Annotated in this window: 22 protein-coding genes; all 22 read left to right on the top strand. The window is 69.8% G+C overall.

Annotation, left to right across the window (positions count from 1 at the left end; genetic code table 11):
* Positions 1-14 precede the first annotated feature (14 nt).
* Positions 15-1,406: an AMP-binding protein gene (locus D7X55_RS02640; protein ID WP_158626305.1), complete on the top strand. Its 1,392-nt coding sequence runs from the start codon at positions 15-17 to the stop codon at positions 1,404-1,406.
* A 48-nt stretch (positions 1,407-1,454) separates the two neighbouring features.
* On the top strand, positions 1,455-1,703 hold the full coding sequence (locus D7X55_RS02635) for an acyl carrier protein (RefSeq protein WP_121722126.1): 249 nt from the start codon (positions 1,455-1,457) through the stop codon (positions 1,701-1,703).
* Positions 1,703-2,317 carry a GNAT family N-acetyltransferase gene (locus D7X55_RS02630; RefSeq protein WP_120547709.1) on the top strand — a complete coding sequence of 205 codons (615 nt, stop codon included), beginning with the start codon at positions 1,703-1,705 and terminating at the stop codon, positions 2,315-2,317. The genes D7X55_RS02635 and D7X55_RS02630 overlap by 1 nt, the downstream gene beginning before the upstream one ends.
* Complete coding sequence (locus tag D7X55_RS02625; protein WP_121722125.1) at positions 2,311-3,396, top strand: C45 family peptidase; 1,086 nt, start codon at positions 2,311-2,313, stop codon at positions 3,394-3,396. The genes D7X55_RS02630 and D7X55_RS02625 overlap by 7 nt, the downstream gene beginning before the upstream one ends.
* Positions 3,390-5,027, top strand: a complete 1,638-nt coding sequence (locus D7X55_RS02620; protein WP_121722124.1) for a class I tRNA ligase family protein — start codon at positions 3,390-3,392, stop codon at positions 5,025-5,027. The genes D7X55_RS02625 and D7X55_RS02620 overlap by 7 nt, the downstream gene beginning before the upstream one ends.
* Positions 5,024-6,292: a lysine N(6)-hydroxylase/L-ornithine N(5)-oxygenase family protein gene (locus D7X55_RS02615; RefSeq protein WP_121722123.1), complete on the top strand. Its 1,269-nt coding sequence runs from the start codon at positions 5,024-5,026 to the stop codon at positions 6,290-6,292. Before D7X55_RS02620 ends, D7X55_RS02615 begins: the two co-directional genes overlap by 4 nt.
* On the top strand, positions 6,289-6,633 hold the full coding sequence (locus D7X55_RS02610; RefSeq protein WP_158626304.1) for a cupin domain-containing protein: 345 nt from the start codon (positions 6,289-6,291) through the stop codon (positions 6,631-6,633). Before D7X55_RS02615 ends, D7X55_RS02610 begins: the two co-directional genes overlap by 4 nt.
* Positions 6,633-7,724 (top strand): FAD-binding oxidoreductase, encoded by a 1,092-nt coding sequence (locus tag D7X55_RS02605; RefSeq protein WP_121722121.1) that lies wholly within the window; start codon positions 6,633-6,635, stop codon positions 7,722-7,724. The genes D7X55_RS02610 and D7X55_RS02605 overlap by 1 nt, the downstream gene beginning before the upstream one ends.
* Before the next feature lie 7 nt (positions 7,725-7,731).
* Positions 7,732-8,247, top strand: a complete 516-nt coding sequence (locus D7X55_RS02600; RefSeq protein ID WP_158616196.1) for an N-acetyltransferase — start codon at positions 7,732-7,734, stop codon at positions 8,245-8,247.
* 129 nt (positions 8,248-8,376) lie between these two features.
* A complete protein-coding gene (locus D7X55_RS02595; protein WP_120547702.1) occupies positions 8,377-8,646 on the top strand; it encodes a hypothetical protein in 270 nt (89 codons plus the stop codon).
* Positions 8,647-8,705: 59 nt separating this feature from the next.
* The gene (locus tag D7X55_RS02590) at positions 8,706-12,788 is read left to right on the top strand and encodes a non-ribosomal peptide synthetase (RefSeq protein WP_158626303.1); all 4,083 of its coding nucleotides are present in this window, start codon (positions 8,706-8,708) and stop codon (positions 12,786-12,788) included.
* Positions 12,785-13,714: a 3-oxoacyl-[acyl-carrier-protein] synthase III C-terminal domain-containing protein gene (locus D7X55_RS02585; RefSeq protein WP_120547700.1), complete on the top strand. Its 930-nt coding sequence runs from the start codon at positions 12,785-12,787 to the stop codon at positions 13,712-13,714. The genes D7X55_RS02590 and D7X55_RS02585 overlap by 4 nt, the downstream gene beginning before the upstream one ends.
* A gap of 2 nt (positions 13,715-13,716) precedes the next feature.
* Complete coding sequence (locus D7X55_RS02580) at positions 13,717-15,267, top strand: AMP-binding protein (protein ID WP_121722119.1); 1,551 nt, start codon at positions 13,717-13,719, stop codon at positions 15,265-15,267.
* Entirely contained in the window at positions 15,264-15,530 is a 267-nt protein-coding gene (locus tag D7X55_RS43210; RefSeq protein ID WP_121770840.1) for a hypothetical protein, read from the top strand. Before D7X55_RS02580 ends, D7X55_RS43210 begins: the two co-directional genes overlap by 4 nt.
* The gene (locus tag D7X55_RS02575; RefSeq protein WP_147468387.1) at positions 15,518-16,672 is read left to right on the top strand and encodes a cytochrome P450; all 1,155 of its coding nucleotides are present in this window, start codon (positions 15,518-15,520) and stop codon (positions 16,670-16,672) included. Before D7X55_RS43210 ends, D7X55_RS02575 begins: the two co-directional genes overlap by 13 nt.
* A 22-nt stretch (positions 16,673-16,694) precedes the next feature.
* On the top strand, positions 16,695-17,606 hold the full coding sequence (locus D7X55_RS02570) for a hypothetical protein (protein WP_120547697.1): 912 nt from the start codon (positions 16,695-16,697) through the stop codon (positions 17,604-17,606).
* A gap of 28 nt (positions 17,607-17,634) precedes the next feature.
* Positions 17,635-19,203 carry an amino acid adenylation domain-containing protein gene (locus tag D7X55_RS02565; protein ID WP_121722117.1) on the top strand — a complete coding sequence of 523 codons (1,569 nt, stop codon included), beginning with the start codon at positions 17,635-17,637 and terminating at the stop codon, positions 19,201-19,203.
* A 17-nt stretch (positions 19,204-19,220) separates the two neighbouring features.
* Entirely contained in the window at positions 19,221-20,852 is a 1,632-nt protein-coding gene (locus tag D7X55_RS02560) for a condensation domain-containing protein (RefSeq protein WP_121722116.1), read from the top strand.
* 3 nt (positions 20,853-20,855) lie between these two features.
* The gene (locus tag D7X55_RS02555) at positions 20,856-22,106 is read left to right on the top strand and encodes a phenylacetate--CoA ligase family protein (RefSeq protein WP_121722115.1); all 1,251 of its coding nucleotides are present in this window, start codon (positions 20,856-20,858) and stop codon (positions 22,104-22,106) included.
* Positions 22,107-22,148: 42 nt separating this feature from the next.
* Complete coding sequence (locus D7X55_RS02550) at positions 22,149-23,378, top strand: aminotransferase class V-fold PLP-dependent enzyme (protein ID WP_121722114.1); 1,230 nt, start codon at positions 22,149-22,151, stop codon at positions 23,376-23,378.
* Between the two features lie 19 nt (positions 23,379-23,397).
* On the top strand, positions 23,398-23,964 hold the full coding sequence (locus tag D7X55_RS02545; RefSeq protein WP_121722113.1) for a pyridoxamine 5'-phosphate oxidase family protein: 567 nt from the start codon (positions 23,398-23,400) through the stop codon (positions 23,962-23,964).
* 231 nt (positions 23,965-24,195) lie between these two features.
* Positions 24,196-25,023 (top strand): SUMF1/EgtB/PvdO family nonheme iron enzyme, encoded by an 828-nt coding sequence (locus tag D7X55_RS02540; protein WP_158626302.1) that lies wholly within the window; start codon positions 24,196-24,198, stop codon positions 25,021-25,023.
* Positions 25,024-25,210: the final 187 nt, after the last annotated feature.

Below are 25,210 nucleotides of genomic sequence, written 5' to 3'. Positions count from 1 at the left end.
AGGGCGGGCGCCCCGTGGTTCGCCGGGCAGCGGACCTCCAATCCGACCTCCGGAAGGCTGTCACCCTGCTGCGGCGTGAGGGTTTACAGCCCGGCGACCGCATCGGAATCGTCGGCGGCAACTGCTACACGTGGATCCTCCTCGACCTGGCCTGTATGGCTTGTGGCCTGGTCTCCGTGGGGTTTGATCCCATCCATCACCGCTGGAGGGAACTCCAGGCGGAGCTGGGGCTCAAGCGGACGTATGAGATTGCGGACGCGGCCACCCCCTGGCAGGTCCTGGGAGAGCCGCCCGCGGACGCGGACCTCACCGAGCCGCTCCTCCCGTACACCTTCGGTCCCGACGACATCATCGGGATGAAGTTCACTTCAGGCTCGACGGGTGAAACCAAGGCCATCGAGCTGAAGCGCAAGAGCGTGGACGACACGCTCACCAACGTGCAGGGCATGTTCCACCACGGCCCGGGTGACAGGTTCCTGCTCTTCCTGCCGCTGTATCTGAACCAGCAGCGGTTCTGGATCTACTCGTCGCTCCTGTTCGACCATGACGCCGTGGTGGTGCCGTACCGGCTGGCGGTGATGGCGCTGCGCCGGGAACGCCCCACGGTCGTCATGGGCGTGCCGGAGTTCTTCACCAGCCTCATCAAGGGGCACGACCCGGCCGTCCCGGAGCAGCGGGAGCGCTTCCGCGAGCTGCTGGGCGGCAACATCCGCTACCTGTGGACGGGCTCCGCTCCCATCAGCCTGGCCGTGCTGCAGGCCTACGCCGCCATGGGCATGCCGCTCTTCCAGGGCTACGGGATGAACGAGACCTGCATCATCTCCAAGAACCACCCGGGGAATGATCGGCTCGGGAGCGTGGGGAAGGTCGTCCCCAGCAAGAGCGTGCGCTTCGACGACGAGGGGCAGATCCTCGTGAAGAGCGCCCACGAGGTGAACGTCCGCTACGCCAACGTCCCGGAGGACGTGAGCGCCCTGACGTTCCGCCCGGACGGGTACGTGGCGACAGGGGACCTGGGCCACCTGGACGCGGACGGCTACCTGTACGTGACGGGCCGCGTGAAGGACATCGTCGTGCTGTCCAGCGGCCGCAAGGTCAGCCCCATCCCGCTGGAGAACCGGCTCCAGGAAGCCGCGTGCGTCGACAAGGCGGTCGTCTTCGGCAGCGGCCAGAGCCACCTCGTGGCGCTCATCTCCGCGGCCGAAGGCACCACGCCCGGAGACGTCGAAGCGGTCGTCGCCAGCGTGAACGCGCGGCTCCCGGAGGACGAGCGGATCCGCAAGTTCCTCCTCGCGCCGGAACCGCTCACCCGTGAGAACGGCCTCCTGACGTCGCAGTTCAAGGTCCGCAGGAACGCTGTCTGGGCCCGGTACGAGCGCGAGCTGCTGGCGCTCTACGGCCACTGAGCGCGCGCCTCACCGTCATCCCCCCCTTCAGACGAACGGTCTCAACCCATGGACATCGTGGTTCAGGAAGTCACCCGTCAGCTCAACCAGGTCGCCGCGGGCGCGACCTTCGGCCAGGACACGGACCTGCGCAACGTGCTGGGCCTGTCGTCGCTGGCCCTGGTCTCCGTGCTCACGCAGCTGTGCGAGGCCTTCAACGTCGACATGCTGACCCTCACCGACGCGGACCTCGCGAAGCTCGACACCGTGGGGGACCTGGTCGGGCTCTTCACCCGGGTGAAGGGGAACCAGGCCTGATGAGCGGCTTCTTCTCCGACCGGAGCGTCGTCCTGGAGGACGAGGGCGTTCTCTTGCGGCCCATCGTCGCGGCGGACGTCGACGCGCTCGCGCGGGTCGCGTTCGATCCCGCCATCTGGAAGTTCTTCGTCACGTCCATCCAGACGCGCGAAGACCTCCAGCGTTTCGTGGAAGAAGCCGTGGAGTCCACCCGGGCCGGCACCGCGCTGGCCTTCACGGTGGTGGACAAGGCGTCGGGCACCGTCGCGGGCAGCACGCGCTTCGGCAACCTGTCCGCGCGCGACCAGCGCGTGGAGGTGGGCTGGACCTGGCTGGGACGCGGCTTCCAGGGCACCGGCGCCAACACCCGCTGCAAGCGCCTGCTGATGGCGTACGCCTTCGAGCAGCAGGGCGTGCAGCGCACCGAGTTCAAGACGGACGTCCTCAACCAGCCGGCGCGCCGCGCGCTGCTGAAGGTCGGCTGCACGGAGGAGGGCGTCCTGCGCTCGCACACGCTCATGCCCGGCGGGCGGCGGCGGGACACCCTCTACTACTCGGTCCTCGCGGCCGAGTGGCCGGACGTGAAGCGGCGCCTGGACGCGCTCGTCACCCGGGGAGGCGGCGGGCCATGTTGACGCCCCTTCGCGAAGTGACCGTGTCGGGGGATGCCCTGACGCGGGGCGCGCAGCACGGCGAGGCGCTGCGCAAGGAGATCCAGGACTTCGTGCGGGACGACTTCGCCCGCGTGAACCGGATCCGCCACGCGCCGCTGCCGGAGTCCCGGCTATGGCGCATCGTGGACGAACACCGCAGCGTGCTGGAGGCGGTCGTGCCGGAGCTGGCGCGGGAGCTCCAGGGGCTCGCGAGGGGCGCGGACATCCGCTACGAGGAAGCGCTGCTGCTCCAGCTGCGCCGCGAGCTGATTGGCGCTCCGGCCGGACCCGCGGGCGGGGACTGCAGCACGCTCGCGCTCCGCGACGCGCGGGGCCGCCGGCTGGCGCAGACGGTGGACCAGGACGGCCTCATCGCGGACCTGGGCATCGTCCTGCGCATCCTCCCGGAGCGCGACGACGCGCCGGAGGTGTTGCTGTTCACCTTCGCGGGGCTCCTGGGCTACCTGGGCCTCAACAGCTTCGGGCTCGGCGTCGCCATCAACCTGCTGACCTCCGACGGGGCCGGGCCCGGCGTGCCGCCCTACCTGCTCGTCCGCGAGGCCCTGACACAGCCGGACGCCGCGTCCGCCGTGAAGCGCCTGGAGGCGCTGCCCCGCGCCAGTGCCCGCGCGCTCACGCTCTTCGACGCGCACGGCGTCACCTGCTGCGAGTTCACCCCCAGCCGCCTGAGGACGTGGACGGCCAGCACCTTCCTGCGCACGAACCACTTCCTCCACGAGGAGCTGGTCGCCGACGACCGGCTCAACATCTTCAGCCGCAACGGCTCACGCCGGCGCCTGGAGTTGCTCAAGGCGGGACTGCCGGCCGCGGTGGATGACGCGTCCACCTTCACGTTGTTCTCGGACCACTCGCTGTTTCCCACCGGGCTGTGCGCGCACGCGGAAGGGGACCTCCGGCGTCCGGACACGGTCGCCGCGGTGGTGATGCGCCCGGACGAAGGCGCCCTGTCCGTCGTCAAGGGCAACCCCTGCCGCGCGGCCCCGCTGACGTTCCGGCTGTCGAGCGCCACCCCAGTCCTGAACGAGGCCGCCTCATGTTGACCCGCTCGCGCGTGGTGAAGGCACCGCCCCATCTGTTCGTCCAGGTGATGCCCACGCCCAACGGCCGGCTCCACCTGGGACACATGTCCGGCCCGTACCTCAAGGCCGACATCCTGGCGCGGCACCTGCGCCTGCAGGGCGTGGAGGCCCACGTCATCTCCGGCGCGGACTCCTACGAGTCCCACGTCGAGCTCAAGGCCGCCCAGACGAACAGCACGGAGCACGCGGTCGCCACGCGGTTCCACGGGTTGATCGTCCAGGAGCTGGAGGCGCTGCGCATCGACAGCGTCTTCACGGATCCGCTGCGGCCGGAGCTGCATGACGAATACGTGGCGTTCAACCGCCGCACCCTCGACGCGCTCGCCCGGCAGGGTGGGGTGGAGACGGTGCGCGAGAAGGTCCGGTACTCGCCGTCGCTCCAGCGCTATGGCGCCGGCTGCTGGATCGCCGGCACCTGTCCACAGTGTGGCGCGGGCTCCGGCAGCTACTTCTGCGAGGCCTGCGGCGGCCACTACAAGCCCGAGGACCTGCGCGACGCTCGCTGCACCTTCGACGCCCAGGACATCCGGGAGGTGGAGGTCGAAAGCCTCTTCCTGCGGCTGCGCCGGCGGAAGGACCTGGACGCGCGCATTGAGCGGATGGGCATCCCGCCCGGCTTCCACCAGATCCTGACGCGCTACCTGGACGCGCAGGGCGAGCGCGTCCGCCTGACCAACCCGGGCCGCTGGGGCATGCCGTACGGGCCGGGGGACGGCGTCATCTTCACGTACACGACCGGGCTGCTGTCCTTCTCGCTGTTCTGCGCGGAGCTCTTCCGGCGGAAGCACGGCCTCGCGAAGCACCCCTTCGCGCCGGACTCCGGCTGCGTGACCGTCGCCACCTTCGGCATCGACAACACGGTCGCGTACCTCGCGGGCGTGCTGGGCGCGGCGGTGGAGTGGGACGACGTCAAGCCGTTCGACTACTTCCTCACCAACCACTTCTACAACCTGGAGGGGCGGAAGTTCTCCACCAGCCGGGACCACCTGGTGTGCGCGAGCGACCTCGTCACCGGCTCCGGCGTGTCCCCGGATGCGATCCGCTACTTCCTGGGCCACGTGAACCCGGAGGCGGGCCCGAAGGACTTCATCGTCTCGGAGTTCGTGGACGTGAACAACCGCGTCCTGGCCGGAGGCCTGGAGGCCCTGCTGTCGCGCGCCTTCGCCCGCGTGCGCACCGGGACCGTGGACGCGCCGTCGGACCACCTGATGCGGGAGCTGGACGGCGTGCTGGAGGCGCAAGCGGCCCACCTGCGCCTCCCCACGACGAACCTGGCCCGCGCGGCCGCGTGCATCGACACCTGGCGGGACGCAGGAGAGCGCCTGGACGCCTCCGGCGCCACGTCCGCGTACTGGTGGCTGAAGGGCTTGAGCCTGCTCGCCGCCCCGTTCATGCCGGACGTGAGCCAGCGCATCTGGACGTTGCTGGGGCACGGCGGCGAGCCCCGGCTGGAGGCCTTCACGGACCGGCCGGTGCTGGCGGCGGCGCCGGTGTGGACGCCCGCGTTCCAGCCGGTCACCTCGGAGGCAGTTGAGCGAAGTGTCCACCGCGAGGCCGCACGCTCGCCGGTTGGAAAGGGGGCACGCGAATGAAGTCACCAGCACGGTACGACGCGATTGGCGTCGGCATTGGACCCTTCAACCTGAGCGCGGCCGCGCTCTGCGAACCGATTTCCACCCTCTCCACGCTGTTCGTGGACCGCAAGGCGGAGTTCTCCTGGCACCCGGGGCTGCTGCTCTCCGGCGCGACCATCCAGACCTCGCACCTGAAGGACCTGGTCACGCTCGCGGACCCCCGCAACCCGTACGGCTTCCTGTCGTATCTGCACGCCCACGGCCGGATGTACCGCTTCATCACCTCCGACTTCCGGGGCGTCGAGCGCGCGGAGTTCGACGACTACTTCCGCTGGGTCAGCAAGCAGCTGCGCAACCTGCGCTTCGGCATGGACGTGCAGACCGTGGACTTCGACGGCGAGCACTTCATCGTCAACGGCAACGCGGACCTCACCTCGCGCCACCTCATCCTGGGCACGGGCCTGAGCCGCTGCGTCCCGGAGTGCGCCGAGCCGCTCATCGGCAACCGCGTCTTCCACAGCGACACGCTGCTCAACCAGGGGCTGGACTGGAAGGACAAGCGCATCGCCATCATCGGCGGCGGGCAGTCCGCCGCGGAGATCTTCCGTCACCTGCTCTCGGACGAGCAGCGCTTCCCGTCGCACCTGTACTGGGTGTCGTCACGCAGCAACTTCCTGCCGCTGGACGACTCGCCCTTCACCAACGAGCTCTTCACGCCGGGCTACAGCGCCCACTTCTTCGAGCTGCCCCTGGAGCAGCGCCTCTTCACCGTCGACAGCCAGAAGCTGGCCAGCGACGGCATCTCCATGAACCTGCTCCAGGACATCTACCGGCGGCTCTACTCGCTGGAGTTCCTGCGGGCGCGCAAGCCGGAGATCGCCCTGCGCGCCAACAAGCGGATGGTCGGCCTCACGAAGTCCGGCGCGGATGAATACACCGTCGCGCTGAAGGACTCGCTGCAGGGCCGCACGAGCGAGGTGACGGTGGACGCCGTCATCCTCTGCACCGGCTACCAGTACCGCATCCCCGCGTTCCTGAAGCCGCTGCTCCCGCGCATCCCGCTGGACAAGGGCGGCTATCTCTACAACCCGGACTTCTCCATCAAGTGGGACGGACCGGCGACGCACAAGATCTACGTGCAGAACGCGGCCATCAACTCGCGCGGCATCGCGGATCCCAACCTGAGCCTGATGGCCTGGCGCAGCGCGAACATCGTCAACGACCTCGCCGGCCGGCCTGTCTACAAGGTCCACGACTCCAAGGAGCTGCAGCTATGGGTATGAACCGCGAGCATCCTTCCGCGAGCCTGCCCTTCGAGTCCGCGAACTTCGACGACACGGGCCTGAAGGTGGAGAAGGTGGACATGAAGTCCCTGCGCGCCGTCGCGCCCGGCTTCAAGATGTCCCGCTTCACCATCAAGCCCGGTGGCCACTCCGCGCTCGACTGTCACGAGGACCAGGAGCTGTGGTTCATCGCGGCCGGGGAGGGTGAGCTCACCCGCAACGGCAGCGAGGTGACGTCCGTCCGCCCGGGCGACGTCATCGAGCTGGGCTCCAACATCAGCCACACGCTGCGCAACACCGGTGACGGTGACCTGCGCGTGTTCTCCGTCTGGTGGATGTGATGGACGCGGCCCGGGACCCATACGATCTCGTGGTGGTGGGTGCCGGCATCGTCGGCACGCTGGTGGCGCTGCTGGCGAAGCGGCACCACCCGGGCTGGCGCATTGCATTGGTGGACCGCTCCCTCATGGGGCACGGGGCCACGCTGTACTCGGCGTACCTGGACGTGCCGCTGGGCTCGACGCCCGTCCGCCGCATGCTCACGGAGCGCAGCCGGGTCCTGTATCAGCAGCTGCGAGCGGAGCTGCCGGACCTGCCGCTGCGCGACCTGCCCGCCGTGTTCCTCACGGCCGCCGCGCGGGAGCAGGAGCGGCTGGACGGCCTGGTGCGGGATGCGGCGTCCGCCCCCCGCCGGGTCGATGCCGCGCGGGCGCTGGAGCTGGCCCCGCCGGGCTTCCGTGCTCCCGAAGGGGCCGTGGTGCTGGGGGACGTCCAGGCCGCGCGCTGCACGGCGCCCACGCTGGTGACGACGCTCGCGCGGGCCTTCCTTTCGCAGCCGGGCAGCGTGTGCCTGGAGGGCGTGGAGATCATCCGGGTGACTCCCGAAGGCGACGGCTCGCAGCGGCTGACGGCCCACGACGGACGCGAGCTGAAGGCGCGCAGGACGGCGCTGTGCCTGGGGCCTTGGCTGGGCAGCACGCGCACCGCGCTGGCGGGGGTGTCGCAGCACTGGCGGGTGAAGAAGATCGCCGCGCTGCATGTCCCCATCGCGCCGCATCCCGACGCGCCCGTCCTCTACCTGCTGGACGACGAGGCCTTCCTGCTGCCGCAGCCCGAGCACGGGCGCTACCTCTTCAGCTTCCGCTCCGAGCACTGGGACTGCGAGCCCGAAGTGTCGACGTTGCGCATCGACCCGCCGGACCAGGCCCGTGCGCGAGGCATCCTGGAGCGCTACCTCGACGTGAGCGGCCTGGAGCTGGGCGGCCGCGTGTTCTGCGACGCGTACAGCGCCGACACGAACCCCTCCGTGGAGCCGCTGGCCGCGGTGCCCGGGGCCTTCGCGGTGGGCGGTGGGGCCGGGTCGGGCTTCCGGCTGGCGCCCGCGCTCGCGGAGCGGGCCGTCCACGCACTCGAAGCCGGGACGGGAGGGTAGGCGCCCCGTGGACACCGCACTCACTCCGCCGCCGTTCGCGCTGCAGGTGGGCGCCAGCGTCACGGACGCGGAGCTGGCGACGCTGCTGGACGAGGTCTTCGTGGAGGCGGGCCACACGAGCCCGCACGTCGCGGCGCGCCTCTTCGCGCCGGACCGCGTGCGAGCCCGGGGCACGCTCATCGCCGCACGTGAGCCGGGGACCGGTGTGCTGCTCGGCATGGTCATCCTGGTCGCGCCCGGCGCCGCCTCCCGGCAGATTGCTGGGGACGACGAGGCGGAGTTCCACCTGCTCGCGGTTCATCCGGAGGCGCGGGGCCGGGGCATCGCACGCGCGCTGGTGGACGCGGGCCTCCAGCTCGCTCGCACGCGGGGCTGGTCCCGGCTGGTGCTGTCCACCCAGCCCCAGATGACGGGAGCGCAGTCGCTCTACGCCGGCGCCGGCTTCGTCCGCGCACCGGACCGGGACTGGTCGAGCCCGACGTCCCGCTATCTCGCCTTCACCCTCCAACTCGAGGCGGCCTGACGCGCCTCTCTTGTCGAACCTGGAGCTGCCGCACATGCGAACGACCTTACGGAGTCCCTTCACCGAACAGCGGATGAGCGTCCCGGCCGGGGTGGCGTGCGCGTGTTGTTGCCAGCAGGTGTGAGAGCCATGAACAAGGACGCATTCATCAGGACGCTGAGCGAAGCCCTCCAGCAAGAGCCCTCGAAGCTCGACCTGTCGAAGAGCTTCATCGACAACGGCGGTTACTCCCTCGCCGCGGTACGCTGGATTGATTTGATCTACCCCGCCACGGGGGTGGTCATGAACTTCTTCGACGTGATGGGCACGGAGCCGCTGCAGGCCCTGCTCGACGCGCCGGCGGAAGGAGCCTCCGTCAGCGCGGAGGCATCCTCCGACGTGGATGAGGGCGTCATATGACGTCCGCCGCCCCAACGCCGGCCCGTGCCACGGGCCCTGAGACGGAGCCTACGGGCCTCGTGACCGACGCCGCCCCGGAGTTGCTGACCGCGGCGACGTACGACCTCGTCGAGGAGCTGAGCGAGGCCGGTGTCGAGCTGAGCGTGAAGGAGGGACGCCTGGCCTTCAAGGCGCCACCGGGGCGGCTCACCGACGCGCTGAAGGAGCGCATCCGCGAGCAGAAGGAGGCCCTGCTCGCGCTGCTGGGGCCTGACGACACCGTGCGCGCCCGTGCCCGCACGCTGCCGCTGTCGGAGCTGCAGCAGTCCTACTGGCTGGGCGAGGCCGGTACGCAGGGCATCGCCGGGGCAGGGTATTGGTACAACGGCTTCTCCGTGGAGACGCTGGACCTGGAGCGCCTCCAGGCCGCCCTCAGCGCGTTGTTCGCGCGTCACGACTCGCTGCGGATGACGGTGGGCTCGGACGGCCGAGGCCGGCTCCTGGATCACGTGGGCCCCTTTCCGCTGGAGGTCCAGGACCTGCGCGCCCTTCCGGAGGCGGAGGTGGCGCGAGAGGTTGAGCGCGCGCGCACCCTGGTGAGCCAGCCCCAGCGCGGCGCGGAGGTCTGGCCGCTCTACCGGATGTGCGTGCAGCGGACGGCGGAGCGCTTCCACGTCCACGTCGCGGGCCGGCTGCTGGTGGGCGACGCGACGTCCTGGTTCCTCTACGTGGAGGAGCTGCGCAAGCTGCTGGAGGACCCGGCCCGCACGGACCTGCCCGCGCCGGGCCGTCTGGCGAGCCACGTCCTGCGCCGGTTCCGGCAGCTGGTCTCGGCCGAGTATCAGCGCGCCCGGCAGTACTGGGCGGCGCGCGCCATTCCCCCGTCGCCCGTGCTGCCGGTGCGCAGCCTCACCGAGCCCGGAGGCCGCATCCGCAGGTTGATCGCGGACCTGCCGGAGGCAGAGGCCGCCGTGCTCACCACGCGGGCCCGCGAGTTCGGGCTCACGCTGGACAACGCGCTGATGGGCGCGTTCGCGCTGGTGCTGGCGGAGTGGTCGCAGTCCCCGGACTTCAGCATCAACGTCCTGCACGGCGGAGGACGGCACTTCGGCCTGCCGCTCGGTCACTTCGGCGGCATCGTGCGCCTGGCGCTGAACGTCCGGCGCGACGTGTCCTTCGCGGACCTGGCGAACGCCATCCGTCACCAGCTCACCCAGGACATGGGCCACGCGTCCGTGGACGGAGTCACCGTGCAGCGCATCGCGGCGCGCCAGTCCGGCCACCCGGTCCGCGCGAACGTGGTCGCCTACTCGAGCGGCCTGGCCCTGGGCCGGTCCGACACGGAGATCGGCCTGGCGCAGCTGGGCTGGAGGCCGGAGGGCGCCAGCATCCAGAGCCCGGGCGTCCTCATCGATCAACAGGTCTTCCGCACGAAGGACGGCCTGCGCTTCCACTGGGACATCGACGCGGACACGCTGTGCCCGGGAGTAGGGGAGGCGATGTTCGACGCCTTCCTCGCGGGCGTCCGCCGTCTGTCGGGGCCGCACGACTGGAAGACGCCCCTGCGAATGGAGCTGCCCCAGGCGCAGCAGGACTCCCAGGCCCGGGCCAACGCCACCCAGGCGGAGCGCACCGTCCACCAGCTCCACGCGATGCTGGAGCGGCAGGTGCGTGAGCACGGTGGCGCGGCGGTGGTGACGCGCGAGCGGACGCTGTCCTTCCAGGAGCTGGGCCAGCGCGCGAGCGGCGTGGCGAACGCCCTGCGAGCCCGGGGAGCCAGGCCGGACGTCCCCGTGGCCGTCATCGCGAACAAGGGTTGGGAGCAGGTGGTCGCGGTGCTCGGCGCGGCCATGGCCGGGGCGCCCTACGTGCCCCTGGATCCGTCGTGGCCGTCCGCGCGCATGTCAGCGGTCCTCTCCGCCGCGGACGCGGGCCTGGCGCTGTGTGACGCCGCTGGCGCCGCAGCCCTGGAGCGTGAGGGCGGCCGCGTGAGCCTGCGCATCGACGAGGTGCCGCCGGCCCCCGTGGGCGCGAGCACGGATGCCCGGCTGGCTTACATCCTCTTCACATCGGGCTCCACGGGAGAGCCCAAGGGCGTCGCCATCTCGCATGACGCGGTGGCCGTCACGCTGGAGGACATCCAGCGCCGCTTCGACGTGGGCCCGGGCGACTGCGTGCTGGGCGTCTCCCATCTGCACTTCGACCTGTCGGTCTTCGACATCTTCGGCGTGCTGGGCGCGGGAGGCCGGCTGGTGCTGCCCCCGACCGGAAGCCACCCTGACCCCGCGGAGCTGTTCCCCCTGGTGCGCGAGCACGGCGTGACGCTGTGGAACACGGTGCCGGCGATCATGGAGATGCTCGTCGAGTACATGGAGGCCCGAGGCCTCCAGGCGTCATCGCTGCGGCTCGCGCTCCTGTCAGGCGACTGGATCCCGGTCACGCTGCCCGGACGGATCCGCGCGGTGTTCCCGAACGCGCGCGTGGTCAGCCTGGGCGGCGCGACGGAAGCGTCCATCTGGTCCAACGCCTTCGAGGTGCGGGACGTCCCCGCCACCTGGTCCAGCATCCCCTACGGCTACCCGCTGGCGAACCAGCAGCTGCACGTGCTCCACCCGGGCGTGGGCTCACCCTGTCCGGACTGGGTGGAGGGCGAACTGGCCATCGGCGGCCAGGGGCTCGCGGACGGCTACTGGCGCTCCCCGGAGAAGACGGCGGCCGCCTTCGTCCGGCATCCGGAGACTGGTGAACGGCTCTACCTCACCGGGGACCGGGCCCGCCGCTGGCCCGACGGCAACATCGAGTTCCTGGGCCGCGACGACGGCCAGGTGAAGATCAGCGGCTACCGCGTCGAGCTGGGAGACGTCACCGCCGCGCTGACGAAGTGCGAGTCCGTGGACAAGGCCGTCGTCGTAGCGGTGGGGCCGCGCGAGCACCGCTGGCTGGCCGCGTTCGTCACGCCCAAGGGGACGGAGCGGCCGGAGCTGCGCGACGCGCTGTCCGCGCTGCTGCCGTCGTACATGGTGCCGCGCCGGATCCACTGGCTGCCCGAGCTGCCGCTCACCGCCAACGGCAAGGTGGACCAGGCGAAGCTGCGCGAGCTCGCGCTGCTCGACCAGCCCGTCACGCTGGCGCCGCGCACGTCCGCCGAGCAGCTGATGGCGGAGCTGTGGTCGCAGATCCTCGGCCGTCCCATCCGCGACACGCAGGTGAGCTTCTTCGAGGTGGGCGGAGAGTCGGTGCTGGCGGTCCGGCTCGCGAACGCCATCGAGCACCGCACCGGCGTGCGCCCGGAGCTGGCGGAGCTGCTGCGCACCGCAACCATCGAGGGCATGGCGAAGGTGATGGGCGGCCAGCGCGGCGGGGCACACAGCGCACTCGTGCGCATGCAGCGCGGAGCGGAGGGCGCGCCCACCGTGGTGTGCATCCACCCCGTGGGCGGCACCGTGTACTGCTACCGCGAACTCGTCGACCTCCTGGGCAAGCGCTTCACGGTCGTCGGGCTCCAGTCACTGGGCATCGAGCGCACGGACCTGTCGCTGCGAGACCTGGCGGCCCACTACGTCGAACAGCTGGACGGCGCGGGCATCCAGCCCGACGTGCTCTTCGGCTGGTCCCTGGGAGGCGCGGTCGTGCTGGAGGTCCAGCGCCGCCTCGAAGCGAGGGGCACGGGCCGGGTCGCCGCCGTGCTCGTCGACCCGTGGGTCCGCAAGCCCATCCCCTCCGCGCCGGAGACCAGGTCCCTGGAGGCGGCGTTCATCCGCGACGTCCTGCGAGGCGCGGGCACGCTCAGCCTGGAGCAACTGGCCGAACGGCTGCGGACGCGCTCGTTGCCGGAGGTCGTCCAGTCGCTGGGAGGCGAAGGCCTGACGCAGCGTGCACGCGGCTCCGAACTCGCGGCCCTGTTCGAGCAGTTCCGCCAGAACACCTCGGCGCTGCTCGGCTGGGACCCGCCCGAAGGTCCGGTCGACGCGGACGTGTGGTTCGCGGACGCGCAGCGGCCCGAGGACTTCCCGCACCTCCAGCCGTTGGACCGCTGCCGTCCGGTGCCCCGCGTCCACCGCGTGCAGGCGGACCACTACGGCATCATGGAAGGCGACGCGTTGAAGCGCATCGCCGCGGCCTTGCGGAGCCGGTTCGAAGTCACCCAGGAGGCCGCGTCATGAGGATCGGTGCATTCACGTGGCGGCTCGGCGAGCGGCGGGAGATCGACTCGCTGCCGGAGCTTTCGGCGGACGCGCGCCGCCTCCAGCGCATGAAGAAGCACGGGCTGGCCTGCTTCATGGAAGCGACCCGGCCCCGCGAAGCGCTGATGGTGGAAGCGCTCCAGGCCTCGGTCCGCGAGTCGGGGCTGGATCCGCAATCCATCGACACCGTCATCTACGCGACCGGCACCTTCGACGACCGCGAGGACGCCGCGCTGATGCCCCGCGTGCTGAGGGGCTGCGGCCTCCTGAACGCGCGCCCCATCGGCGTCTTCCTGGGCTTCTGCGCGAACTTCACCTACGCCTTCGAGTCCATCGAAGGGCTGCGCGCGCTGGGCCGCTCCCGCAACGCGCTGCTGCTCTTCAGCGATGCGTACCCTGCCGGGCGCACGCGGCTCATCCGCCAGGACTCCGCCGTCGGCAGTGATGGCGTGGCGTGCTGTGTGGTGTCGGACGCGCTGGAGCGCGGCTACGACGTGGGGCCCGTGCGTCACCACTACGACGCCCAGGCGACCGAGCACCTGGAGACGGGCGACATCGTCTCGTACGTCCGCGCGTACTCGAACGGCGTGCGCACGTCCGCGGAGGCCGCGCTGTCCGCGGCCGACCTGAGCGCGGCCGACTGCCGGTGGCTGGTGACGGCGAACTTCAACCGCTCGGTGCTGCGCAACATCTCGGAGCTCTGCGGCATCGTGGGGGACCGCATCTACGACAGGAACATCGGCGAGCTGGGGCACTGCAGCTCGGCGGACCAGTTGATCGCCCTGGGGCAGCTCCTGGAGTCGGACCTCCCGGCCGGAACGCCAGTGCTGGTGACAGGCCCCGCGGACACCGTCTGGGGCGCGGCCGCGATGCGCCTGGTCCGGCCCGCGAAGGAGGCCCGGTGACCATGCTGCTCTCCGACTTCCTCCTCCATCACGGCAGGACGGCGCCCGAGCGCGACGCCATCGTGCATGACGGCGTGACCTGGAATCACGCCCGCCTGGCCACCGAGGTCGCCCGCTACCGGACCGTGCTCGCGGAGCTGGGCCTGGGGCGCGGCGACCGCGTCGTGGCGCGCATGGAGGCCGAACCCGACGCCATCGCGCTGCTCATCGCCACCATGGCGCTGGGCGCCGCGTACGTGCCCGTGGCGCCGGAGCTGCCCCCCACGCGCTTCGAGGCCATCCTCGCCCGGCTGGAGCCCGCGGCCGTCGTCGTCTCCAGCGACCTGCGCACCGCACCGGGCGTCCCCGAGGGCACGCAGGTGGGTCCGCTGGTGGTGGCCCGCACGGCGCACCCCGTGACGGGCGACAGGTCCACTCCCGTCCCGGAGGACGCGGCCTACATCATCATGACGTCCGGCTCCACGGGGCAGCCCAAGGGCATCGTGATGAGCCACGGCGCCGCGGTGAACACGCTGCGTGGCTTCAGCGAGCTGGGCGTCCCGTCCACCGCGCGCATCGGCACCATCTCCCCGCTGCACTTCGACTTCGCGATGTTCGACGTGGGGATGTCGCTCGGCAACGGGGCCACGCTGGTCCAGGTGCCGCGCATGCTGGCCTACCAGCCCCGCAGCCTCGTCGAGTACCTGCACGAGCACCGGGTGACCCAGATGCACTCCGTGCCGTCCGTGTGGCGCCCGCTCCTCACGGAAGGGGACGCGTCGCTGCTCGGGGGCCTGAGCCACCTGGACACCATCCTCTACGCCGCGGAGAGCTTCCCGGCGAAGGACGTCCACACGCTCCAGGGCTGGCGGCCGGACCTGCGCATCGTCCAGTGCTTCGGCCACTCGGAGTCCATCGGCTGCTGCTTCAAGACGTTCGCCAGTCCGGCGGCGACGTTCCGGGGCCGGCTCTCCCTGGGCGTCGCGCTGCGCGGCACGGAGCTGTTCGCGCTGGACGAGTCCGGCCGTGAAATCGGAGTGGGGGAGGAGGGCGAGCTGTACGTGCGCGGCCCGCACCTCTTCAACGGCTACTGGCGAGACGAAGCGCAGACCCGGCAGCGGCTGGTGCCAGACCCGCGCGGCGGAGAGGGCGTCGTCTTCCGCTCCGGCGACGTGGTGACGCGCGACGAACAGGGCGAGTTCTATTTCATCGGCCGGCTGGACCATCAGGTGAAGGTCGGCGGCAACCGCGTCGAGCTCCCCGAGATTGAACACGTCGTGGAGGGCGACCCCGAGGTCGCGGCGGCGGTGGCCGTCGTCCCGGCGGACGAGGCGCGGGCCACCCTCACGTGCTTCGTCGTCTCGCGCGGCACCACGCCGTGGAACGAGCTGACGGTCCGCCTGCGCTCACGCATGTCCGCCGCGCTGCCCCGCTACATGGTCCCGCGCCAGCTGCGGCGGCTCGATGCCTTCCCGGTCCTGTCCAACGGCAAGGTCGACCGGCTTCGGCTCGCGCAGATGGCCGCCGAACCCGAGGCCCCGGCGCGCCGCAACCCATCCCTGGAGGTCCCATGACACGAGAAGAATTCCAGTCGAACATCATCCAGTACCTCGCGACCCAGGCGTCCCTCCCCGAGGGCTGGACCTGCGGCCCGAAGGACAACCTCTTCGACCTGGGCGTGCTGGAGTCGTTCGACCTGCCGCGCCTGGTCGCGCACATCGAGCGGATGCTGGACAGCCGCGCGGACCTGAAGTCCCGCCGCAGCGAGGTCTTCTTCACGCTCGACTCCATGTACGACGCCTTCGTCGGCTCCAAGGAGGGCGCGTGCGCTCCCTAGAGTTCATGTCCACGGACTACCTGGAGAATCCGTGGCCGCTCTACGCGCATTTCCGGCGCGAGCAACCCATCTGGTGGTCGGACGAGATCCGCATGCACTGCGTGTTCCGTTACGAGCACGTGCAGGCCATCCTCAAGGATCCGCGCTTCACCGTGGAGTTCCCCTTCCGCATCACGGAAGAGCTCTTCGGCCGCACGCTCATCGACATGGAGGGGCCGGAGCACCTTCGCCTGCGCCGCAAGGTCGCCCCGCTGGTGGGCAACGCCAACCTCGCCATCTTCGCGCGCGAGGTCTCCGAGCCCCGCATCACCGCGCTGGTCCGCGCCGCCGCGGAGCAGCCGCCCATGGAGTTCATGCGCGCCGTCGCGGAGCGCGTGCCCACGCTGATGATCTCCGAGTTCCTCGGCTTCCCCCTGGAGGACGAGCGCTGGCTCTTCGAGCGCATGATGGTCCTGATGGACCACCTGGACGGGAAGCGGGGCAACCGTCAGGAGGTCTCCGACGTTCACCACGAGGTGAGCGCGTGGCTGGACGGCATCATCGCGCGCCTGTTGGAGGAGGGCCCGGGCACGCGAGGCTTCAAGCGCCTCATCGACGGCATCCGCGACGAGACCCCGGAGACCATCAAGATCCTCTACTGGACCTTCCTCGCCGGAGGCATCGAGACCTCCATGTGCCTCCTGGGGAACGCGGCCACGGTGCTCGCGCGCAACCCGTCCTGGTTCGAGCAGCTGGCCACGGTGCCTGGCATGGCGCGCGCCATCCTGGATGAAGTCCTCCGGTTCGAGCCCGTGCAGGCATCCACCGTGCGGTTCGCGGCGGAGACCCTGGAGCTGGGCGGCGTCACCATCAAGCGCGGCCAGGCGGTGAACCTGCTGCTGGCGAGCGCCGCGAGGGACGAGGCCACGTTCGCGTCACCGGACGTGTTCGACCCCACGCGGACGCTGTCCAACTCCCTGTCGTTCGCGGTGGGACCGCACGCGTGCGTCGGGAAGACCTTCACGATGATGAACGCGGAGATCACCCTGCGCACGCTCTGGAACACGTGGCAGGGCGTCCAGCTGGCGGAGGACGCCCCCGCGGTCATCCGGGGCGCGTCGTTCCGCAAGCCCCACGCACTCTTTCTCAAAGCGAAGCACTGACCCATCGCTCAAGGAATCCCCCATGATTTTCGTCAACGGCATCCGTTACGTCCTCGGTGAGTCCCGGCCCATCAGCAGCGTCCCCGAGCTGGGAGGCGACGAGGCCGCCATCAAGTTCCTCGCGGACCGGGGCTTCAAGAACTACCGCCACTCCACGGTGGAGGCGTGGGAGCTGGGCGTGGAGGCCGCGCGCCAGGCCATGCAGGCCGCGGAGGTCAACGTCGCGGACATCGACCAGGTCATCTACGCGTCGGTGAGCTCCCGCAGTCCCGCGCACGGCGACCTGTCCATCGGCCTGTTCGCCCACCGCATGGAGATGCTGACCACGCCCATCACCGGCGTGTGCTTCGGCGAATGTACGAACGCCATGCTCGGCATCGAGCACGCGGCCATGCTGCTGGAGACGGGGAGGGCGCGCACCGTCCTGCTGGTGTCCACGGACGTCGCATGTAGCAAGGAACAGCGCGTCACCACAGGGCAGACCATCTGTTCCGATGGCGCCGCCGCGTGTGTCATCACCCGCGAGCCGCGCGGCTCGGCGGTGCCGTCGTTCGAGCTGCTCGGCTTCGCGAAGGCCTTCCACCACCTGTCGCGCGCCGGCATGTCCAACCCCGCGAAGAGCTTCCGCGACATCTGCGGCGCCGCCATGAAGTGCAAGAAGACGGTGCTGTCGAAGGTCGACAAGCCGCTGGCGAAGTGGATCCCCAACACGGCGAACTCGGAGGTGGCCGGCGCGCTCGCCAGCGTGCTGGGCATCCCCGCGAGCATGTTCTACCTGGACAACCTCCCCGAGTACGCGCACGTCTTCTCCACGGACCAGCTCATCAACCTGGTGGACTGGGCGACGCGCTCGAAGGCGCCCTCCGGCTCCGTCGTGGCGGGGCTCGCCACGGGAACCTCGGGCAGCTCCGTCGCCGCCTGGCGCGTGGTCTGACGCCCGCTGACTGCCGGTGAGCCCGTCCATGCAACGTCCGAACGCCCCGTCCGTCCGGCCCCTGGCCGAGACCTTCGCGCACATTGCCACGGCCCGAGGAGAGCACCCCGCGGTCGTGGGGCCGCGCGAAGCGCTGTCATATGCCGCGCTCCAGCGGAGCGTGGCGTCACTGTCCGGAGGGCTGGTGAGCCGGGGCCTGGAGGGGGCGGTCATCGCCATGCTCCTGCCTGGCGACCTGGCCTACGTGGCCACCATGCTGGCCATCACGGACCGGCGAGGCGTCTTCGCACCCATGGACGCGGCCTGGCCGGAAGCCCGGCTGCGCTCCGCGCTGGAGCTGACGCGGCCCGCGGCCCTGGTCGTCACGCCGGAGCAGGTGGAGCGCGTCAGCGCGTTCGTGGAGTGCGAGCTGCTGGTGGTGGAGGGCCGGGCGGCGGACGGCCTCCGCTTCCGCACGGTGAAGTCCTCGGCGGCGCGGCCCACGCCGCACAACGACCTCACGAAGCCCTGGACGGAGGACTCGCTCTACCTCGTCTACACGTCGGGCTCCACGGGCACGCCGAACGCCGTCGAGGGCTCGCACCTGTCGCTCGCGGTCTTCATCGAGTGGCAGGCGCGCACCTTCGAGGTCGGCCCGGAGTGCCGCGTCTCGCAGCTCGCGCCCACCACCTTCGACGTGAGCCTGCGGGACTTCTTCCTGCCGCTGTGCACGGGCGGCACGCTCTACATCCCGGCCGCGGGCACCCGCTACCATCCCATCCTCTTCCCGCGCTGGGTGGCCGAGCACCGCATCAACCTGATGCACTCGGTGCCCTCGGTGTTCAAGCTGGCGTCGGAGGTCAGCTGGACGAACGCGAAGCTGAAGGGCTCGTTCGACTCGCTCCGCAAGCTGTTCCTGTCCGGTGAACGCCTCTACGTGGAGGACGCCCGCCACCTCCAGGCGAACCTGTCCCCGGACGCGCAGCTCATCAACTTCTACGGGCCCAGCGAGTGCACGCTCATCAAGACGTGCTTCGTCGTGCCCCGCGACCTCCGTGGCCTGGAGGGCGACGTCGTGCCGCTGGGCCGGCCCATCGAAGGCTGTGAGGTCCGGCTCGAAGGCGGCGGTGACGAGCGCTCCGGAGAGCTGGTCCTGGAGTCGGAGTTCCTGGCCAAGGGGTACTACCGGAACCCGGAGCTGACGGAGGCGAAGTTCTCCAGCCGGGCCCGGCCGGACGCGCCCCGGCTGCGCGCGTACCGCACGGGAGACCTGGGCACCCGGGACGACCAGGGCCTGCTCCACTTCGTTGGCCGCAAGGACCATCAGATCAAGGTCAACGGCAACCGCGTGGAGCTGGGCGAGGTCGAGCACTGCCTCCGGCGGATGCCCGGCGTCAGCAACGCGGTGGTGGTCGCCAGCGACGCGCGCCAGGGCGCGGACCCCACGCTGTCCTGCGTCTACGCGGGAGAGGGCGACCTCACCGAGGACCAGGTCCGCGCGCACCTGCTGCAACACCTTCCCAAGTACATGGTCCCCACGAATGTCCGGCGGCTGGGCGAACTGCCGCTGCTGACAAACGGCAAGGTCGACCGGAAGCAGATCGCCTCACTCTTCTAGTTCTCACGGAGCACGCCTTGTCCACCGACACCGCGCAACGTCTTGCGACGCTTTGTAAAGAGATTCTGAGGATTGACCACATCCGGCCGGACGCATCCCTGGTGTTGCAGGGCGCGTCCTCCATGCGCCTCATGCAGCTGGTCGCGCGCCTCTACGAGGACTTCGACGTCATCGTCGACCTGAGCGAGGTCATGGGCGAGGTGACGCTGGATTGGATCGCCGCCACGGTGGAGGAGCGCCGCGCGGCGGACGGCGGAGGTGTGCCGGCACTGGCGGCGGAAGCGCCCAAGCGTCAGGAGGGAGAAGCCGTGCCGCTCAGCGAGCTCCAGCTCGCCTTCTGGGAGATGCGCCGCTACGCGCCGGCGATGAGCGCCTACAACGAGGGCGTCAGCCACCTGGTGAAGGGCGACCTGGACCTGGCCGTCTGCCAGAAGGTCCTGGTGGAGCTCGTCGCGCTCCAGCCGGCGCTGCGCAACGCGTACTTCGAGGTGGACGGCGTCGCGATGCAGCGCGAAGTGCCCATGGCGGAGATCGAACCGTCGCTCAAGCTGGAGGTGACGGACCTGTCAGGGCACGCGGATCCGATGGCCGAGGTCGCCGCGCAGCACCGGGCCATGTACGCGACCCGCTTCGACCTGTCCGCGCCGCCGTGCTTCCGCGTCGCGGTGTGGAAGGTGGGCGAGCGGCGCTGGGTGGTGTCGTGGGTCGTCTACCACATCGTCACGGACTGGTGGGCGGTGGACGTCCTGCGCCGCAGCGCCGCGAAGCTGTACCGCGCGCTGATGGCGGCCGGAGTTCCGCAGTCGCGTCCGGTCGCGGTGCCGCAGGATCCGCACGCCGGCACGCGCTTCACAGCGGAGGACGAGGCCTGGTGGCTGGAGAAGTTCCAGACGCCGCCCCGCGCGCTGACGCTGTCCCCGCGTCCCCGGCCGCTGATCAAGAGCTACGCCGGTGAGATGTACCTCCAGGAGCTGAAGGGCGTCTCCGTCAGCCGGCTGGAGGGCCTGCGCGAGCGGCTGAACGTCACGATGTCCAGCCTCACCTACGCGGCGTTCTCCCTGCTGCTCACGGCGCTGAGCGGCGAGGACGACGTGACGGTGGGCGTGCCGTTCCTCAACCGCCAGCACGCGGACGTCCAGGACACGGTGGGCCTCTTCGTCAACAGCCTGCCGGTGCGCATGAAGGCGGAGCACGGCGTGGCCGCGGCCGACTACATCCGCGCGTGTCACGGCGAGCTGCTGGAGGCCTTCCGTCACGGCCGCTACCCGTCGTTCCGGCTGATGCGCCAGCTCAAGCTGCCGACGCGCTTCAACCGCGCGCCGCTCTACGACCACCTCTTCAGCTACTACGAGAACACCGTCGTTGACGTCGTGAGCGAAGAGATGAAGCTCGCGGTGACGGAGATTGAATTGCCGCGCGGCACCAGCAAGTACGACCTGAGCCTGTTCGTGACGCGGACCGGGGACCGGCTCGACTGCAAGGCCGAGTACACGACCGCGCTCTTCTCGCAGGAGGAGGTCGCGGCCATCGTCTCCCACTACCAGGTCATCCTGGAGCGCCTGCTGGGCGACGCCACCGTGACGGTGGGCGGCGTCCTCGACACGGTCCGCGCGCGCGTCCAGCCCTCCCTCTCCCAGCAGCAGGCCTGAGCCATGCACAAAGCCTTTGGAAACCTCGACGCGGCCTGGAAGGAAGCCTCCTTCGCGTACAAGAGCGTCCCGTTCTTCCGCAGCCGGCCGGCCCTGACGCCCGCTGCATCGCCGGCGGCGGGCTTCCTCGACATCCCGATGACGAGCAAGCCGGACTACCGCAAGAACTTCCCGGCGGGAGTCCTGGCGGATGGGCGTTCCGTCAACGACCCCTACGTGCAGCGCTACCAGAGCTCCGGCACGAGCGGAGACCGGCTGGTGAGCGTCATCCACGCCTTCAAGCTCGCGGACCGGATGGCGAACTGCCTCTCCGTGAACAAGAGCCTGAACTTCCTCCTGGATGAGCCGAAGATCCGGATGTGCCGCTACGCGGCGCCCAACTGTTCGGACGTCGAGTGCAGCAACCCGAACACGTCCATGGAGGACCGCATCCTTCAGGACGGGACGCTGGTGCTGCCCGTCTACCACGACCTGCTCACCACGCCGGAGCCCATGCTCAAGCGCGCGTTCGAGGAGCTCCACTCCTACGAGCCGAACGTCTGGTACGTGGACCCGATGCACCTGTCGGTGCTGATCAAGAAGGCGCGCGCGTCCGGCTGGAAGTTCGACATGAACCGCAAGGTGTCGGTGCTGCTGACCTACACCTTCGCGACGCAGGCGCTGCTGAGGCAGCTGGCCACGCTGTGCGAGGGACACTTCCCGGTGGCCTCCGTCATGGCGATGTCCGAGTTCGGCTTCGTGGGCCTCGCCTGCGAGGAGGGCAACCTCCACCTCAACGACAAGGACTACTACCTGGAGTTCATCCAGATGGAGGCGCCGGACGACCGCGACGACCTCTGGGAGCTGGTCATCACGAGCGTGGGCGACAAGCTGTGCCCGCACATCCGCTACCGCACCAACGACATCTACCGGCTGTTGGGGAAGTGCAAGTGCGGCAGCACCATGCCCGCCGTGGCCTTCCAGGGCCGCATGAAGGACCTGGTGCGGCTGCCGAGCGGCCGCTACGTCACGCCCGGCGAGCTGGACGCGCTGGTGGGCGCGCCGAAGTGGATCGACATCTTCCAGCTCACCTTCCAGAAGGGCGGCCACTTCGTCTTCCGCTACAGCGGGGAGACGGAGCCCGCCTCGGATGAGCTGGCCACGCTGCGCTCGAAGCTGGAGGACCTGCTGGAGTCGAAGGCGCTCCGGATGGAGGCGGTCCAGTACTTCCCGTTCGAGCGCGGGGGCAAGTTCCAGTTGGTCAGGACGGGCTGAGGGCCGGGTGTCCGGCGAACTTCCACACCAGGGTGAACTGCGATGACGGCATACGGCTCCAATGACTTGATTACGTCCGGCGCGGTGCGCGAGGACTTCCCCATCCTCACGAGGCAGGTGGACGGCGAGCGGTTCGTCTACCTGGACAGCGCGGCGACGGCGCTGAAGCCGCGCTCGGTGATTGACGCGGTGACGCGCTACTACACGGAGTGCACGGCGAACATCCACCGGGGGCGCCACCGCCTGTCGGAGGAGGCGTCCGACCTCTACGAGGAGGCGCGAGGCAAGGTGGCGCTGATGGTGGGCTGCGCCAGCAACGAGGTCATCTTCACGCGCAACACCACGGAGGGCCTGAACCTGGCGGCCGCCTGCATGGGGCTGAAGAAGGACGACCTGGTCGTCGGGTTCCTGGACGCGCACCACTCGCAGCTGCTGCCGTGGATGCGAGGAGGCAACTACCAGGTGGTCCGCCAGGGCCCGAACTGGAAGCCGGACCTGGACCACTACGCGGAGCTGTTGCGGCGAAAGCCCAAGGCCGTGGTGGTGACGCACTGCTCGAACGTCACCGGGGGCTACCTGCCGCTGGAGACGATTTCCAAGATGGCCCACGAGGCCGGATCGCTGGTGGTGGTGGACGCGGCCCAGTCCGCGGCGCACCTCCGCCTGCGGTTCACCGAGTCCAACATCGACTTCCTCGCGCTGTCCGCGCACAAGATGCTGGGCCCGTCCGGCATCGGCTGCCTGGTGGGGAAGGCGTCATTGCTGAGGGACGCGGAGGCATTTCTCGTGGGAGGCGGCGTGGTGGACTACACGACGCTGGAGTCCTTCCAGTACCGGAAGATCCCCCACAAGTTCGAAGCAGGGACACCGGCCATCGAAGCGGCGTTCGGCTTCGCGGCGGCCATCGACTACCTGGACATGGTCGGCCTGGAGCGCATCCAGGCGCATGACCACGAGCTGTCAAAGGCGTTCCTGGACGGGCTGAAGCGCCGGCCGAAGCTCCGGCTCCTGGGGCCAGACGTCGCGGAGGCGCGGGCGCCCATCTTCAGCCTCTATGTGGACGGCCTGGAGGACCTTTCCGACGTGAGCCGGGCGTTGAGCGACGCGCACGGCGTCATGTGCCGCAACGGGCACCTGTGCGCGCAGCCGTTGGTGGACCACTACACGAGCGGCGAAGTGCTCCGGATGTCGGCCTACCTCTACAACACGGTGGAAGAGGTCGAGTACGCGCTGAGCGCCCTGGACGAAGTGGTCCGGGTCTACCAGCGGTAGCAAGGGGAGGGGACCCGCGATGAACAACATCTACGAAGAGATCAGCCCCAAGCTGCGAGACTTCATCGCGAACCAGAAGATGTTCTTCGTCGCGACGGCCCCGCTGTCCGGAGACGGGCACGTCAACCTGTCGCCAAAGGGGCTCGACACGCTGCGGGTGCTGGGCCCGCACCGCGTCGCGTACCTGGACCTGTCGGGGAGCGGGGTGGAGACCGTCGCGCACCTGCGGGAGAACGGCCGCATCTGCATCATGTTCTGCGCCTTCGACGGGCCGCCGAAGATCATCCGGCTGCACGGGAAGGGGCGCGTGTTGACGCCGGAGCAACAACCGGAGTTCGGAGAGCTCCTGTCGCAATTTCCCGACCTGCCAGGAGGCCGGGCCATCATCGTGGTGGACGTGAACCGCATCGCCGGCTCCTGCGGCTTCTCCGTCCCGCGCTACGAGTTCGTGGAGCAGCGAGACCAACTCGTGAAGTGGGTGAACAAGAAGGGACCGGATTGGTTGGCTGACTACCGCAAGAAGAACAACGCGGTGAGCATCGACGAGCTGCCCGCCATCGATCCCGACCCGAAGCCCGGCGACTGAAGCGAGCCGGCGGGCTTTACAGGGTCATCGGAACTGGCTCGGACATCCACGTTGTCTATTTTCTGCTTGTATTAAACGTCTCATACCTGTAGTGAGTATGCCTATAGGGCGGACCGGGGCTGTGCGTTGGTGGCCGGTCGCTCGTCGAAGCTTCTTCGACAGCCTGATCCGAGGGGGACCATGGCGACATCGACTGCGGCGACGCGTGCGCTCCATGGCGCATGGCGAGCCATGCGTATGGGCAGTGCGTGTGACGGGTTGCTCGTGGCGCTGGTGCTCTCTGGCTGCGCCGGGGCACCGCCTCCGAAGGGCGGGGCAGGGGACGCACCGGGCATGGTGCGCATCGAGGCCGGCACGTTCCAGATGGGCAGCGACTCCGGCCCGGAGGACGCAAGGCCCGCGCACCCGGAGCAGGTACAGGCCTTCCTGCTGGACGTGACGGAGGTGACGGTCGCGGCCTACGCCAGCTGTGTACGGGACGGCCGGTGCGGAGAGCCGGCGGCGAACGCGGCAACGGGCTTCCAGCAGTTCTGTAATTGGAAGCACCCCCAGGGGCGTGAAACACATCCCATCAACTGCGTCACCTGGTTGGAGGCGGACGCCTATTGCCGCGCCGTGGGTAAGCGTCTGCCCACGGAAGCCGAATGGGAGTACGCGGCCCGTCGTCCTGACGGCCGGACGTACCCATGGGGAGATGCGGCGCCGGACGCGACGCGAGCGAACGCGTGCGGTGAAGGCTGCGTCCAGAACGGCAAGGCAAAGGGCTTCGACGGATGGAAGGCGGCCCCCTTCCCCGACGATGCGTATCCGGAGACGGCGCCCGTGGGCAGCTTCCCGGAGGGACGTTCATCGGACGGCGTGATGGACCTGGCGGGGAACGTCTGGGAGTGGACCGCGAGCGGCTACGCCGCGACGTACGACGGCGTGAGGGACGACGGTCTCCGGGTGAACCGCGGAGGCGGTGGCCGGGACGACGTGTCGACGTTCCGAGCCGTCACCCGCAGCAAGAACCGCCCTGAGATGCGCACCGGCGGCATCGGCTTCCGCTGCGCCCGGTAGTCCATCGCGTCTGGCCTTGTCGTCGTCCCCGCATCACTTCGAACGAAGGAGCCTCACCATGCCAATTCACCCCACCACATCCCCATACTTCGGGCGGCGGTTCACGCTCGGAGCCCTGATGGCCCTGCTCGCGGGCTGTACCCCGAGCCCGGAAGCCTCCCCCGAGAAAAAGGACACCCCTCCGGCC

The organism is Corallococcus sp. AB049A (genome assembly GCF_003668885.1).
Lineage (GTDB): Bacteria > Myxococcota > Myxococcia > Myxococcales > Myxococcaceae > Corallococcus > Corallococcus interemptor.
This window is presented reverse-complemented; position numbering and strand designations above follow the sequence as displayed.

Coding starts and splice junctions, on each gene's coding strand:
- D7X55_RS02635 (WP_121722126.1), top strand. CDS start 1,455: ATGGACATCGTGGTTCAGGAAGTCACCCGTCAGCTCAACCAGGTCGCC.
- D7X55_RS02630 (WP_120547709.1), top strand. CDS start 1,703: ATGAGCGGCTTCTTCTCCGACCGGAGCGTCGTCCTGGAGGACGAGGGC.
- D7X55_RS02625 (WP_121722125.1), top strand. CDS start 2,311: ATGTTGACGCCCCTTCGCGAAGTGACCGTGTCGGGGGATGCCCTGACG.
- D7X55_RS02620 (WP_121722124.1), top strand. CDS start 3,390: ATGTTGACCCGCTCGCGCGTGGTGAAGGCACCGCCCCATCTGTTCGTC.
- D7X55_RS02615 (WP_121722123.1), top strand. CDS start 5,024: ATGAAGTCACCAGCACGGTACGACGCGATTGGCGTCGGCATTGGACCC.
- D7X55_RS02610 (WP_158626304.1), top strand. CDS start 6,289: ATGAACCGCGAGCATCCTTCCGCGAGCCTGCCCTTCGAGTCCGCGAAC.
- D7X55_RS02605 (WP_121722121.1), top strand. CDS start 6,633: ATGGACGCGGCCCGGGACCCATACGATCTCGTGGTGGTGGGTGCCGGC.
- D7X55_RS02595 (WP_120547702.1), top strand. CDS start 8,377: ATGAACAAGGACGCATTCATCAGGACGCTGAGCGAAGCCCTCCAGCAA.
- D7X55_RS02585 (WP_120547700.1), top strand. CDS start 12,785: ATGAGGATCGGTGCATTCACGTGGCGGCTCGGCGAGCGGCGGGAGATC.
- D7X55_RS02580 (WP_121722119.1), top strand. CDS start 13,717: ATGCTGCTCTCCGACTTCCTCCTCCATCACGGCAGGACGGCGCCCGAG.
- D7X55_RS43210 (WP_121770840.1), top strand. CDS start 15,264: ATGACACGAGAAGAATTCCAGTCGAACATCATCCAGTACCTCGCGACC.
- D7X55_RS02570 (WP_120547697.1), top strand. CDS start 16,695: ATGATTTTCGTCAACGGCATCCGTTACGTCCTCGGTGAGTCCCGGCCC.
- D7X55_RS02565 (WP_121722117.1), top strand. CDS start 17,635: ATGCAACGTCCGAACGCCCCGTCCGTCCGGCCCCTGGCCGAGACCTTC.
- D7X55_RS02555 (WP_121722115.1), top strand. CDS start 20,856: ATGCACAAAGCCTTTGGAAACCTCGACGCGGCCTGGAAGGAAGCCTCC.
- D7X55_RS02550 (WP_121722114.1), top strand. CDS start 22,149: ATGACGGCATACGGCTCCAATGACTTGATTACGTCCGGCGCGGTGCGC.
- D7X55_RS02545 (WP_121722113.1), top strand. CDS start 23,398: ATGAACAACATCTACGAAGAGATCAGCCCCAAGCTGCGAGACTTCATC.
- D7X55_RS02540 (WP_158626302.1), top strand. CDS start 24,196: ATGCGTATGGGCAGTGCGTGTGACGGGTTGCTCGTGGCGCTGGTGCTC.